The following is a 12,484-nucleotide window of genomic DNA, read 5'->3' on the forward strand; positions in this document are numbered from 1 at the left end:
ACCAAATCGGCTTTGCGGGATCAGATCGGCACGACGACGCTCTCTGCGATCTCGGTTAACGCCCTCTCGGCTTCGCGGTTTCGATTCCTGAGCCCTGCTGCTCTTGAACTCACTATAACCCGATGCCCAAAACAGGGTATCAAAAGCCGCTTTATGTCATCAGCAATACAGAAGTCGCGTCCCTCGATCAATGCCAATGCCTGTGCCGATCGAAACAGGGCAAGAGAACCCCGCGGGCTGATGCCAAGCTCAAGCGATTCGCTTTTTCGTGTTGCTTCAACAAGTTTCAAGAGATAATCAACAAGAGCAGTATCAATACGTACGCCCGTAACCCTTTCCTGAATCTCTTCAACGTCCGTTCTTGAAAGTACCGGTTTTACCGCATCTAGCGGATCGACCTTTGTTCGGTCCAAGAGTATCTGGCGCTCTTCGGAAAATTCCGGATAGCCCATGTGAACGCGAAGCATAAAGCGGTCAAGCTGCGATTCGGGAAGCGGATACGTGCCATGATGTTCGGCCGGATTCTGTGTTGCCACCACCATGAAAGGTAACGGCAAAAGTCTCGAAACTCCCTCAACGGTAACTTGTTCCTCGGCCATGGCTTCAAGCAGTGCTGATTGTGTCTTCGGCGTAGCTCGGTTTATCTCATCAGCGACGACTATATTCGAGAAGATTGGGCCCGGTCGCCATTCGAATGAACCGGTCCTTTGATCAAAGACAGAAAGGCCGATCACATCCGAAGGCATTAGATCAGATGTGAACTGTATTCGTTGGATCGCAAGATCGAGCGCACGGTCCTCGGTTGAAGCGAGGCGATCGCTACCGTTACAAAGTCCCTATTCGGCATCAAAGCACGGCATCGAAGGCTTTCTGGATTCGCTGCGGGTAGAACTACAGCATGACAATATTCCAGTTAGCGTTACTAACGTAATGCCCGCTACTATCAATACGCCATTCTACAATAAAGGCTTAACCAAGCTAGGGGTAAAGCCCACTGGCGTTCCTCCTTATTATCAACCCGATTTAGTAGCTAAAGCAATTCTGCATGTAGCCGAGCATCCTACCCGCGACATTATCGTCGGAGATGTAGGTCGGGTGCTGGATGTGATGCAAAAAATTTCGCCCCACCTGCTTGATTGGGTATTGCAAACCATCGCAATTGAAGGGCAGCAAACCCAGACTCCTAAGCAGGAAACCGATCCCAACAACCTATACAGACCCATCGAAGACCCAGGCTATAACCGTGCAGAAGGCGACTACAGCAATCTAGCCATTCCCAGCTTCCTCGATTGGTTTGATTGGCATCCCACTGCTAAATGGGGTGTAGCGGCGGGTCTAGGCGCACTGCTGCTGTTGACAACCCAAGCCTTCAAAGATAACGACACTGCCTAGAATGCCAAACCCACAGGCGTTCAAATTATTAGATCAATAGACCAGGAGAAGAATCATGGAAGAAACCGTTCATTCAAACCCAGAGCAGCCCCAATCGCCCGGTGATGCAGAACGTTGGAGCTCGCTGATTACCGGCGGCGCAATGGTGCTGCTGGGACTACGGCAACGTTCGCTGAGGGGTGCATTGATGGCGCTAGCGGGCGGTGGTCTGGTGTATCACGGCGCGAAAGGGCAGCAGGGGTTAGTCGAAAAAGTGGCGGAAACCGCTGGGCTAGACCAGAGCGTTCGGGTAGAGAAGACCGTAACAATTGCCAACAAAACCCCGGAAGAGCTGTACCGCTTCTGGCGCAATTTTGAAAACTTGCCCACGTTTATGAGACACCTGAAATCGGTGATGGTGATTAACCACACTCGCTCCCACTGGATTGCGAATGCGCCAATGGGCAACTCGGTGGAGTGGGATGCCGAAATTATCACCGAACAAGAAAACCGTTTGATTGCCTGGACTTCGGTAGAAGGAGCCGATGTGGACAACTCCGGGTTTGTGCGGTTTCAACCGGGTCCGCAGGGGCGTGGCACGGAAGTCAAGGTCGTGATGGAATATAAACCACCGGCTGGAATTGTTGGCGCTACGCTAGCAAAACTATTTGGCGAAGAGCCAGAACAGCAAATTGGCGATGATCTGCATCGATTCAAAATGCTGATGGAGGCCGGTGAAATTGCCACAACAGACGGGCAACCAATGGGTTGAACCGTTCAGGATCTATAAAATTTAAGACCGAAGGAGAATCATTAATGAAAGCAGTATGCTGGCATGGCGCAATGGATATGCGGGTCGAAACCGTTCCCGATCCAAAGTTGCTCAATTCTCGCGATGCAATTGTCAAAATTACATCTACGGCCATTTGTGGCTCAGATATTCATATCTATGATGGCTTTATTCCCACCATGAAGCCCGGCGATATTGTCGGACATGAGTTCATGGGTGAGGTCGTGGAAGTGGGCCGCGACGTGAAGCGGCTGAAAGTAGGCGACCGGGTTGTGGTACCGTTTCCGATTTCCTGCGGTCAGTGTTTCTTCTGCAAATCTGATTTATGGTCCCTGTGCGACAATTCTAATCCCAATGCCTGGATGGCTGAGAAACTTTACGGCCATTCTCCAGCGGCTCTGTTCGGCTATTCCCATTTGTTCGGCGGAGCCGTATTGCGTCCTAGAGGCATTTGGCAGAACTTGATGGCAACTCGCTGTGGATTTGGTGAAGCTGTGGCCGTGGCTGGTGATTGGGTCTTAGTTTCAGGAGTCGATTCCAGCACATCTCCCCACCTGTTCAAGCGTCATTCAAGTACAGGACAGTGGCAGTACGAAGTTACGCTTTCAGTTGACCCGAATCAAGTGAATCGTTCTGGTCGTGATGAATTGGCTCGCCGCCTTGGGCTTGCTGCTCCGTTGGCAGTTGGCAGCATTGGCCTTTCACATCGTGTTGCCGTTGTAGGGCATCCGTGGCTTGCTGAAAACGAACCCACTTCAGATCGTGCGGGTGCATTCTCAGTCTTTGATTTGCAAAACTCAGATTAGAGATCTTAATTGACCTAAATACATCAGATCAGCCGTGTAAATTGGCTTAGTTTGGCCTGCTTCAACACAGGAATTGAAGCGCTTCTAACAACCCCTTTTCTAAAAGCTAACGCAAGTAAGAGTGAACATAAATAGGAGGTAATAGATAATGCCAGAGAACACAGACTTTGTTGGCTTTGGTCAACCCTTGACTGTTGAACTGCCTCCCGATCTTGGTTCACCCGTCTTCATAAGTTTTGAGGATCAAGATCTTTATAGGCGTACTATAAGATTGAATCGGATTGAGGAGTCCGAAGATACTTCTCCTATTCCAATTAGTTTGCCTGAGCCAAAACAACAAAATTTCTCAGTGTGAACCACTGGTTTGTTTCAGGTGTTTCAAATGCTGTTTCAGATGTTTCAGAGACAAAGCTGAGAAGTTTCGGTTCTCCAGAGCAGCGATAGTCAGTAACAGCAGGAGATGCTACAGCAATCTACTGTAAATGTTGCAAAAAACACTTGAAACAACAGGAGCTAACCGATGAAAGCCGTAGTAGAGTTACTGGAAGCTTATCGTCGATCCCACAGAAGGGTAAATGCACGCGAATTTTTACGCTTAATTGTGCCCGATCCAGATGCCCACGCAGTGACGCTAAACCAATATCGGTTCAATGAGGCAGCGAGCTGCACAGAGCTAGCAACCCTGATTCAGCAACTCGATGGACAACCGCCAGAGCTAGTGCGAGATCTCGCCCAGCATTTGGCTGAGGAAGCACAACATGCCGCATGGCTGACTGAGCTATTGGTTGAGCTAGACTTCAGCGTCGAGAATCCGCCCCGACTGTCCTATCTGAGCGAATTCAATCATTTGCTCGATCCACAGGTAAAGCAGCCTCACCACCACGAGGATTTTGTAATTGCGTCCTTAGCGGCTATCAATGCCAGCGAAAAACGCGGTTGTGAAAATTTTGCCGCTCACATTTATGTACTGAAACAGCAGCCCCAAACCGCAGAGGTGAGCAAAATTTGCCAGACGATCGAGCGGATTTGGGTTGAGGAAGTGGAACATATTCACTGGGGCAATCGCTGGTTGGCTCAGATCGCGGCTCAAAGTCCTGCCCATCGTCGCCAAGTAGAAGTTGCCAAACTGCAATATAGCTTAATCGAACAAGCCGCCTACAAAGCCACGATGGATCTAACCTTTGGTACCGAATGGCGGCGAGTTCAAGACTTAGTCTCGATTGCTAGAACCATGCCGCTGTGGACGGGAATTCAGTATTTTGTGACTCGGCTGCCTCGCACTGTGCTCGCCCCTGATCTGCAAATGACCCGCATCTACTACATTCGGCAGCATCGGCAGTACCGCTAGTCCATGCCTTAGTGGATGGGCCTGCAGATCTGACTGACTCTCTCGCCGCACAAATGCTGGCTGCTCGCGTCGGGTTCGTACCGGCGATTGTGCGATAAGGGATGCCGTCGCCGTCAATGTCTAGGTAGCGCCCCCATTTGCTGTTGAACTGCTCGAGAAAATCACCGGCGTGCTCGGCTTCTTGATCAGGCTGAGCCTCGACGTTATTGCCGTTGCCATTGCCGTTGGACATCGCGTGATATATCTTATCGAGCTGCGCCGAAGTCAGCACTTTCCCTCGATCATAGACACGCGAATCGTCCCAAGTGAGCGGCTCGGAAATGTGGTCGTTCATGCCGAGGTCTAAGTCGGTCATGATGATGACAGGCGTTTGAAGCCGCTCGGTTAGGTCGAACGCATCGACGGTCATCTCGAAACATTCCTTTGGGCTTGCCGGAAACAGCAACGGATGCTTTGTATCTCCGTGCGAAGCGTACGCCGCGAGCAAGATATCTGACTGCTGCGTCCTCGTTGGCATTCCTGTCGAAGGGCCCGTGCGCTGAACGTCGATCAGCACTGTGGGAACCTCAGCAAAATAGCCGAGGCCGAGGAATTCGTTCATCAGCGAAACGCCCGGGCCGCTGGTCGCTGTGAACGCACGCGCGCCGTTCCACATCGCTCCCATGACCATGCCGATCGCGGCAAGCTCGTCTTCGGCTTGGACGATGGCGTAGTTATTCTTGCCGGTCTCAGGATCGACGCGGTATTTTGAGCAGTATTTTGCAAAAGCGTCGACCACGCTCGTCGAAGGCGTGATTGGATACCAAGCGGCGACCGTTGCACCTGCATAGACCGCACCAAGCGCGCACGCAGAATTGCCGCTATAGAGAATCTTGTCGCTGAGAAGGTCGCGGCGTTCGACGCGGAGCGAGAAAGGATGATCGAAATTCTCTTTCACGTAATCGACGCCGAGATTCAGAGCCTTTATGTTCGGTTCGATGAGTTTCTCCTTGCCCTTGAACTGTTCGCCGATCAGGCCCTCGAGAACTGAGAATTCGATGTCAAACAGCGTCGCAAGTGCACCAATGTAAACGATATTCTTGAAAAGCTGCCGCTGACGGGCGTCAGTGTAATTCGCGTTGCAGAGCTCCGTCATCGGAATGCCGAGATGTGTCAGGTCGGTTCGGTCGTAGTTTGGAGGCAGCGGTTTGGTACTGTCATAGACAAAGTAGCCGCCCGGTTTCACGTCCGCGTAATCTCGCTTCATCGACTGCGGGTTGACTGCGACAATCAGATCGACGCCCTCGCGCCGGCCCAAATAACCCTTCTCGCTGACGCGCACCTCGTACCAAGTCGGCAGGCCCTGAATGTTCGATGGGAAAATGTTCTTCGGCGTTACCGGCACGCCCATCCTAAACACCGCCTTTGTAAACAAAGCATTAGCCGACGCCGACCCCGTCCCATTCACATTCGCAAACCTGACTACAAAATCATTTATCTTGCTCTCTTGCATTCGCCTTCTATTGTAACGCTATTCCGCCGTCCTCAGTATCTTCTCCATCTTCTTTCCCTTCGCAAGCTCGTCCACGAGCTTGTCGAGCCAGCGGATCTTTTGCATTAGCGGGTCTTCGATTGTCTCGACGCGGATGCCGCAGACCACGCCTTTGATCAGCGGCGCGTTTGGATTGAGCTTCGGAGCTTTTTCAAAGAACTCGCGAAAGCTGATCTTCTTCTCGATCACCTTCTCAAGGCCCTTTTGCGTATAACCCGTCAGCCAGCGAATGCACTCATCAACCTCGGCCTTCGTCCGGCCCTTTCGCTCTGCCTTAGCCACATAATGCGGATAAACCCCCGCAAAACTCATCGCGAATACTTGATCCTTGGAGTGGAAGTGATTATAAAGCGACATTTTGGCAACACCTGAATGAGCCACAATCTCATCGACCCCAACGTTGTGAATGCCCTTTTGATAGAACAATTCCAATGCGGCATCCAGAATGCGATCGCGAGCAGATTGTTTAGGGGAAGCTGATTTCATGGACCCTGTTTTAGATAGACCTGTCTGTCTATTTTGGGATATAGCACAAGTCTGTATAGTTTTTGCATCATTACTCCTTAGTAATAAATGGCTGCAATTCTTGAATTGCTTTTGATATCACTAGACTAAGGTAAGGGGAACGATCGCGTTACTGATGGAGAGGTGTTATTTATCTCCCAACAATTTGTTAGCTGCTTGACTCACGCCTGGGTGAGGGAATTACCTCAACTTTCGATCAGGTGCAATAGCGCATCAGCCTATAGGCTGCGTCAGGGAATAAATTCTGTTTCCCCTGGTACTGCATCAAAACCTTCAAACCTGACCTTTCCAAAGAAGCATGGTTTCTCTTCTGTAGAATAAGAGTAGATTGGGAGGGTGAGACCATGCAGCACCAATTTTTTGCAACGGGTTCAGTGTTGCTGCCTCGAAGAGGGTCGCAACACTGCAATAACCTGCATGAAGTGCTAAAAATTTTCAACATTTGGAACAGCTAATACTGCATCAGAACCGATTCGACCTATGTCTAATCAATCCTTGGCTCAACTTCAAGAGGAAAACTATCGCCTGGTTTCGGAGCGGAATCAAGTTACGGCAGAGTGTGAACGCCTGCAAGCTGAACTGACGGATTTACAATCGCGACTTCAAATTTGTGAGCAGTCCGCTACAAATTTGCACGACGATCGCTCCTCCGCTTTAGAGCATCGCCTTTTGGAAGCGACTGCGATCGCCGCTAACTCGCTACTCACAATCGCCAACTTCGATCAGGTAGTCAATACGGCTTTACAAATTCTGGGCGAGGTATTGGAGACCGATCGAGTCAAAATTCTAGAATGTGTGTTCGAGGACCCATCGCATGGATCTCCTACGTATTACACCATGAGCTATGAATGGATTACTGAGGGAACCATTTCACAAATTTCTCATCCCAGTTCATCCTGCATTAGCATTCGCGGAGCAGAAATGTTCATGGAAAATCTCTATCAGAACGATGGATTTGGCGGGTTATTGAATGAATGGCCCGAATTGTTCTGGAATGCGTTTGAAGCGGTGCAAGCCAAAGCCACATATTGTGTGCCGATTCGAGTTGAGGGTCAGCTTTGGGGTGCTTTAGTGTTTGATGACTGCCGTGAGGCAAAACATCGCAACTTGTCTCAACTGGCGGTGCTAAAAATTGCAGCCAACTGTATTGGCAGTGCTATTGAACGCCAGCGAACCCAGCAAGCTCTACAAGCCGAACAAGCGCGATCGCAAGAACTGGAACGCCTCAACACTGAACTGCAACAAACGCTCGATCGCCTCGCTGAATCGGAACGTCGCTATCGCACTTTGTTTGAGTTAAGCAGTGAGGGCATTGTGCGCTTTGGCTATAGACAACCAATTCCGCTCACACTATCTGTCGATGAACAATTAAATCTGTGTTATCAATCCATTTATATTGCTGAGGCAAACGATGCATATGCCAAGATGCTTGAATGCGAGAAAGCAGAAGACTTGATTGGCACGACGCTAAATGATTTTCACGATCGTAACTCCGAAGTCACACAAGCAACAATGCGTAGCTGGATCGAGAATCGATACTTTTGTCGGCAGCTAGAAACCGTGGAGTTCGATCGGCAGGGACGCAACCGTCAACCCCCCTTCGGGTGGTGTAGCACTGAGGCTGAACCTGTGAACCGACACGGTTTTCTCCGATTCGATTAACACCGCTGGCTCGGTAGTCAGACCCACCTGAATCTGAGAATCAGCTGTATCAGAAACCAGCAGTTTAACAGCATCTTTGCCCTTAGCAACTGTGTATCCTGGGCCAGGCTGAATCGCAAAACTCAGCTCTTCAATCCCCTCTTGTTCACCATCATTAAACGCTCCCAGTGTAATGCTGGCATTCTGTTCGGTGATCTTGAAGTAGAAGCCGCTGGATTGGAAGTTGGCCGGAGGGAAGACACCGCCCTTACCTTTGGAATTCAGCACGTCGAATTCGCCCAGTACACCCCGCTGAGGACTCAAGACATAGACTAATACCCCCTCTGCGGGTGGTGGTTCGCTCAAGCTAAAGTTCAGCGTCACCGCAGTGCCACCAGCTTCTACCAATTCGGTCTTGTCTACCGAGAAGCCCACTTCAGGCACCACTTTTGGCTGGGGAACCTGAGCAATCGTGTCGTAGAAGCTCACCGTTGAACTGACTGCACCCGGCTTCACCTGATAGGTCGAGCCAGTATCCAGCGTAAAGGTCGCCTGCCGCACCCCTTCCAGATTGCCATCATCGGCAACATTTAGATTGATCAAAGCATTAGGGGCATCCATGCGGAACTTCAAACCCGTAGTTCTACCTTGCTCGTTGTAGAGCACCTCCACAATTTCGCCGCCTGGTGTAAACGGTACTCGACCTAACCGACCGAAGTAATCTTTTAGGTCTACCGTGGTGTTGATGGTGACAACCAGCCCTTCACTGGGGATTTCGCCCTCCGCTTTTAGAACAAGGCTCAGTACGGAAGTCCCCGTTTCAAATGGAACAAGTCCATCGACCAGTGCAGGAGCCAACACTTTATCATCGACTCCAAAGGCACCCGTCACAGTCTGAAGCGAAACGAGGGGTTGGGCTTCAGCCGCAGCACCATCAATGATTGTCACCGTTGCTGAATTTGCCCCTGGGTCAACCTGATAAGTTTCCCCATTCTTCAGCGTAAAGGTAAACGATTCTGCCCCTTCCAGAATACCGTCGCCGAATACAGGCACGTTGATTGTAGCCGTCTGCTCAAGGATCCGGAAGAAGAAGCCACTAGCAAACTCATTGGTGCCGACAATCCGACCGCCCGTCACAATCAAGCCAGTGGGATTGAGCGTATCTTCTGGATTGCGCGGGTTGCCAGCCACAATAGCAAACTCTGAGAGTGCTCTTGGTACACCGCTGTCAACAAACACAACCACACCTTCTGGAGGCGGAGCTGAATCCAGAGTGAAGGTCAGCGTCACAGCCGTCTGTTCCGATTCATTCAGGGCGGTAGGTGTTGCTGAGAAACTAACTGTCGGACCCACACCAGCAGGTACACCATCTGTCAATTTGAAACTAGCTGATCTCGCCGCCGGATTGACTTTGTAACCTTTGCCTTCCACTAATGTGTAAGTAAAGGTCTTATCTGGCTCTTCTAAGACGTCATTGAGAACAGGTAGCTTAATGGTAGCTGTGGGTTCCTTGATGGTGAAGGTGAAGCTGCTTAGATCGCTCTCCAATGCCAGCAGTTCCAGCGTACCGCCAGTCACCCCACGCTCTACTACGGGCCGATCGAAGCGATAGAGCAGCTCACTGCTAGTGTAGTCTTGAGGGTTCCTGAAGCGCACTTGGGCTGCCGTGAATTGCCGCAGAATTTCGGGAACGTCACCTTGCAGCCGCACTTTGATGCCTTCAGCCGGAATTTCTCGTGAAACTGACGGTGGCGGCTCCGAGTAGCTTTAACTTACAGGATTGGCGAATTATTTTAGTGCAGGATCAGGATCAGAAGCAAGCGTTGTCGGAAGCCGCATGGGGCCAACCGCAGATTGTTCAGGCTCCAGTAACCTTTGTGTTTGCTGCCGATACTGAAGGCTGGCGAGACCGCACCGCGATCTACGAAACGGCACTCGCAAAAGGAGCTTGGACGGAACAAACCGTGGCATATTTTGATCAAGCCATCCCTTCGTTTCAGGAAGCGTTAGGGGAAAAGCGGCGGGAATATGCGGTTAAGGATGCTACGATTGCGGCAACCCATCTGATGCTGGCAGCTCAGAGCTTCGGGTTGTCAACTTGTCCCATGAATGGCTGGATAGAAGACAAGGTGAAGGCAGTAATTGGTGCTGCCGATCAACCCAATCTTGCAATTGCGCTGCTGGTGCCAGTGGGTTATGCAGCTGAACCACGTCAAGATGCCGGTCGTTTGCCGTTGTCGGCGAATGTGTTTGTGGATCGGCTGGGCCAAACCTACACTGAATCACTTTGACGATTTTAAGTAATTCAACCAAATAAAACGTATGCAATTGCGGAAGGACTGGAGAACAGAGGCAGGAATGGAAAATATACCGTGCCAAATCCGGCGCTACTGCCGTTGGGGTTAAAGAACAGCGAGCCTCTGTCGCGGCTGTAGACAATCCGGGCACCGCTGGTCTTTGCGGTGAATGACGCTGCCGCAAAGACCAATCAGTCGCCGGGTCGAAATTGAAATCAAACAGCTCAATCTGGTCTTGCCCCAGCGCGAAGTCGGGGAAGATAAGCCACCCAGCGTGTCATTGCCCTCGTCACTATCCTCGTCGCTATCAAGGAGGGAATCACATCAAAGATGCTATCTGCGTCGCCATTGAGGGCATCGTTGCCTGCCTCGCCGGTGATTTCTGAGAACTCGGTGCCGATCAGGTCATCGTTCGGGGTACCAGAAATGATCGCCATAGTTGTATCTCCTTAAATTAGGCTGTTGAAAGTTGCGGTTGCGGTTGAGCTGTCACAGGACCGCTAGCTTGAACGAAGTCCCCTGATTCATAAGTACCTCGGCATAATTAAAAACCAGATTCAAAACCATGCAGCGCCCGCTGCGCAGGGTTTTGGGTTTTATGTTTAATTATGCTCACCTACTTAGACGTTCATCGAAAGCCTATGACTTCCTCAATTCAGCCAACGTTACCAACTCACTCAGACACGATTCTACGGGCCGAGCGAGTCAGTGTCTACTATGGCAAAACTCCAGCCATCCAAGATATTTTCTTGGACATTCCTCAGCAAAAAGTGACCGCTTTTATCGGCCCATCCGGCTGCGGCAAAAGTACGCTGCTCCGCTGCTTCAATCGCATGAACGATCTGATTCCTAACGCTCGTGTCACTGGTCGTCTTACCTTACATGATCAAGACTTGTATGCCCAACAGGTTGATCCGGTCGAAGTGCGCCGACGCATTGGCATGATCTTTCAAAAGCCCAATCCGTTCCCAAAATCGATCTACAATAACATTGCCTTTGGTGCTCGCATCAACGGCTATCGAGGTGATTTGGATGAACTGGTCGAGCAGTCGTTACGGAAAGTTGCTCTGTGGGGTGAGGTTAAAGATCGGCTCAAGCAGAGTGGTTTAGCGCTTTCGGGTGGGCAGCAGCAGCGCCTATGCATTGCACGAGCAATCGCGGTTCAGCCGGAAGTGATTCTCATGGACGAACCTTGTTCAGCGCTCGATCCAATTTCAACCTTTCTTTCAATGCCGCCTGACGATGCGGCGGGATATCCCACTTCGCGGATTCAAAATTTATTATCAATATATTGAGGGCCGCAACAAGCTGATCGGCCGTAAACGGATCCGGGAGGTCATCCAAAGCTTTGTTGTAACAGCGTTCGGCCTTGTCCTCTTCGCCGATCCCGATATTGGAGCAATCTTCTCCCTGTTTAACAGGAGCCGGCCTGCACTTGGCGACAACCTCAACGACGATGCCGGATTTTCCGTCAACGGTGATCGGATCGCATATGTGCGTCGGATGCACGATGGTAACCACCCTACTCCCTGCCTTTAACGGAAATAGGCGCTTTGAGTCATTTGCATCCGGCAGGCCCCAGGATTCATTATCAACGCGCAGTTCGCTTCCCGGAGGGGCTCCCTTTACGACGATCTCAAAGCTGGTATCACGAGTAACAAAATAGAGGACAACTGCAAGGACGACGATCGCAAAGAAAAACATCAATAAGAGTCCGGCCAGAGCCCAAACCCACATTGGTATGCCGCCTTTCTCACGTTTTTTCTCTTCTTCACGCTTTGCCTGTTCAGCCGGTGTCGGAGGAAGATTTTGATACTTGGCCCTTTCGGCTTCGGGAAGCTGGAAGTAAGGGGTCGTTTTATCGCTGGCGGGGCCAAAATCGTTGGGTGATGAACCAAAGTCGGGATCCATCGAATGTTCGCGTGTTACGCTCCAATCCACCTCGGCGGCCTTTTTGGCTCCGGGATACATCGTTTTCCCGTAGTCTGAGCCTGAGGTATCGATGGGTTTTATGTTGGTTACGGTCTTTCCCCATTCATCGGAGGAAGGCTGTTTTGGGATACGATAATTCGTTTTGTCCCAATCGGCGGGGCCAATATCGTCCGACGGCACTCGAATATTAGGTGTCGTTTTCGAAAAATCGTCGGGCGGCGGATTGTTTTTTGGATCGCTCAC

General features: G+C 50.8%; 13 protein-coding genes and 1 pseudogene. 7 read left to right on the forward strand and 7 right to left on the reverse strand.

From position 1 onward, the window contains the following. Positions 1-20 precede the first annotated feature (20 nt). The gene (locus tag JVX88_RS25465) at positions 21-776 is read right to left on the reverse strand and encodes an AAA family ATPase (protein WP_225931725.1); all 756 of its coding nucleotides are present in this window, start codon (positions 774-776) and stop codon (positions 21-23) included. On the opposite strand from JVX88_RS25465, the gene JVX88_RS25470 reads away from it, so the two are divergent. From JVX88_RS25470 to JVX88_RS25485, 4 genes are all read left to right on the forward strand, one after another. Then, a complete protein-coding gene (locus JVX88_RS25470; RefSeq protein WP_263975246.1) occupies positions 757-1,392 on the forward strand; it encodes an SDR family NAD(P)-dependent oxidoreductase in 636 nt (211 codons plus the stop codon). The genes JVX88_RS25465 and JVX88_RS25470 overlap by 20 nt on opposite strands. Positions 1,393-1,447: 55 nt before the next feature. Next, on the forward strand, positions 1,448-2,143 hold the full coding sequence (locus tag JVX88_RS25475) for an SRPBCC family protein (protein WP_211621418.1): 696 nt from the start codon (positions 1,448-1,450) through the stop codon (positions 2,141-2,143). Between the two features lie 44 nt (positions 2,144-2,187). After that, positions 2,188-2,967 carry an alcohol dehydrogenase catalytic domain-containing protein gene (locus tag JVX88_RS43290; RefSeq protein WP_211621420.1) on the forward strand — a complete coding sequence of 260 codons (780 nt, stop codon included), beginning with the start codon at positions 2,188-2,190 and terminating at the stop codon, positions 2,965-2,967. 148 nt (positions 2,968-3,115) lie between these two features. After that, positions 3,116-3,322 carry a hypothetical protein gene (locus JVX88_RS25485; RefSeq protein ID WP_211621422.1) on the forward strand — a complete coding sequence of 69 codons (207 nt, stop codon included), beginning with the start codon at positions 3,116-3,118 and terminating at the stop codon, positions 3,320-3,322. Between the two features lie 868 nt (positions 3,323-4,190). On the opposite strand, the gene JVX88_RS25490 is transcribed toward JVX88_RS25485, so the two are convergent. Further along, positions 4,191-5,807, reverse strand: coding sequence for a 2-oxoacid:acceptor oxidoreductase family protein (locus JVX88_RS25490; protein WP_211621424.1), 1,617 nt, complete (start codon positions 5,805-5,807; stop codon positions 4,191-4,193). 18 nt (positions 5,808-5,825) lie between these two features. After that, positions 5,826-6,332: a DUF2200 family protein gene (locus JVX88_RS25495; protein ID WP_211621426.1), complete on the reverse strand. Its 507-nt coding sequence runs from the start codon at positions 6,330-6,332 to the stop codon at positions 5,826-5,828. Positions 6,333-6,851: 519 nt separating this feature from the next. Between JVX88_RS25495 and JVX88_RS25500 the strand changes: the two genes are divergently transcribed. Then, a complete protein-coding gene (locus JVX88_RS25500) occupies positions 6,852-8,033 on the forward strand; it encodes a GAF domain-containing protein (protein WP_211621428.1) in 1,182 nt (393 codons plus the stop codon). Here JVX88_RS25500 and JVX88_RS25505 read toward each other — a convergent pair. Next, the gene (locus JVX88_RS25505; protein WP_211621430.1) at positions 7,923-9,722 is read right to left on the reverse strand and encodes a Calx-beta domain-containing protein; all 1,800 of its coding nucleotides are present in this window, start codon (positions 9,720-9,722) and stop codon (positions 7,923-7,925) included. The two genes, JVX88_RS25500 and JVX88_RS25505, sit on opposite strands and share 111 nt — an antisense overlap. Before the next feature lie 26 nt (positions 9,723-9,748). Here JVX88_RS25505 and JVX88_RS25510 point away from each other — a divergent pair, with 26 nt between their 5' ends. Beyond that, a complete protein-coding gene (locus JVX88_RS25510) occupies positions 9,749-10,303 on the forward strand; it encodes a nitroreductase family protein (protein ID WP_211621432.1) in 555 nt (184 codons plus the stop codon). Between the two features lie 14 nt (positions 10,304-10,317). Here JVX88_RS25510 and JVX88_RS25515 read toward each other — a convergent pair whose 3' ends face one another. Continuing rightward, entirely contained in the window at positions 10,318-10,500 is a 183-nt protein-coding gene (locus tag JVX88_RS25515) for a hypothetical protein (protein WP_211621434.1), read from the reverse strand. A gap of 33 nt (positions 10,501-10,533) precedes the next feature. Beyond that, on the reverse strand, positions 10,534-10,746 hold the full coding sequence (locus tag JVX88_RS25520; RefSeq protein WP_211621436.1) for a hypothetical protein: 213 nt from the start codon (positions 10,744-10,746) through the stop codon (positions 10,534-10,536). Positions 10,747-10,950: 204 nt separating this feature from the next. Between JVX88_RS25520 and JVX88_RS25525 the strand changes: the two are divergent. Then, positions 10,951-11,529, forward strand: a pseudogene (locus tag JVX88_RS25525) (phosphate ABC transporter ATP-binding protein); the annotation flags it as partial. Here JVX88_RS25525 and JVX88_RS25530 read toward each other — a convergent pair. Then, entirely contained in the window at positions 11,489-12,484 is a 996-nt protein-coding gene (locus JVX88_RS25530; protein ID WP_211621441.1) for a hypothetical protein, read from the reverse strand. The pseudogene JVX88_RS25525 and the gene JVX88_RS25530 sit on opposite strands and share 41 nt — an antisense overlap.

It is taken from the genome of Leptolyngbya sp. 7M (assembly GCF_018128485.1).

Excerpts from the sequence above, each read along its gene's own strand:
- JVX88_RS25490 (WP_211621424.1), bottom strand. The coding sequence starts at position 5,807 with ATGCAAGAGAGCAAGATAAATGATTTTGTAGTCAGGTTTGCGAATGTG.
- JVX88_RS25520 (WP_211621436.1), bottom strand. The coding sequence starts at position 10,746 with ATGGCGATCATTTCTGGTACCCCGAACGATGACCTGATCGGCACCGAG.
- JVX88_RS25475 (WP_211621418.1), top strand. The coding sequence starts at position 1,448 with ATGGAAGAAACCGTTCATTCAAACCCAGAGCAGCCCCAATCGCCCGGT.
- JVX88_RS25495 (WP_211621426.1), bottom strand. The coding sequence starts at position 6,332 with ATGAAATCAGCTTCCCCTAAACAATCTGCTCGCGATCGCATTCTGGAT.
- JVX88_RS25485 (WP_211621422.1), top strand. The coding sequence starts at position 3,116 with ATGCCAGAGAACACAGACTTTGTTGGCTTTGGTCAACCCTTGACTGTT.
- JVX88_RS25500 (WP_211621428.1), top strand. The coding sequence starts at position 6,852 with ATGTCTAATCAATCCTTGGCTCAACTTCAAGAGGAAAACTATCGCCTG.
- JVX88_RS43290 (WP_211621420.1), top strand. The coding sequence starts at position 2,188 with ATGAAAGCAGTATGCTGGCATGGCGCAATGGATATGCGGGTCGAAACC.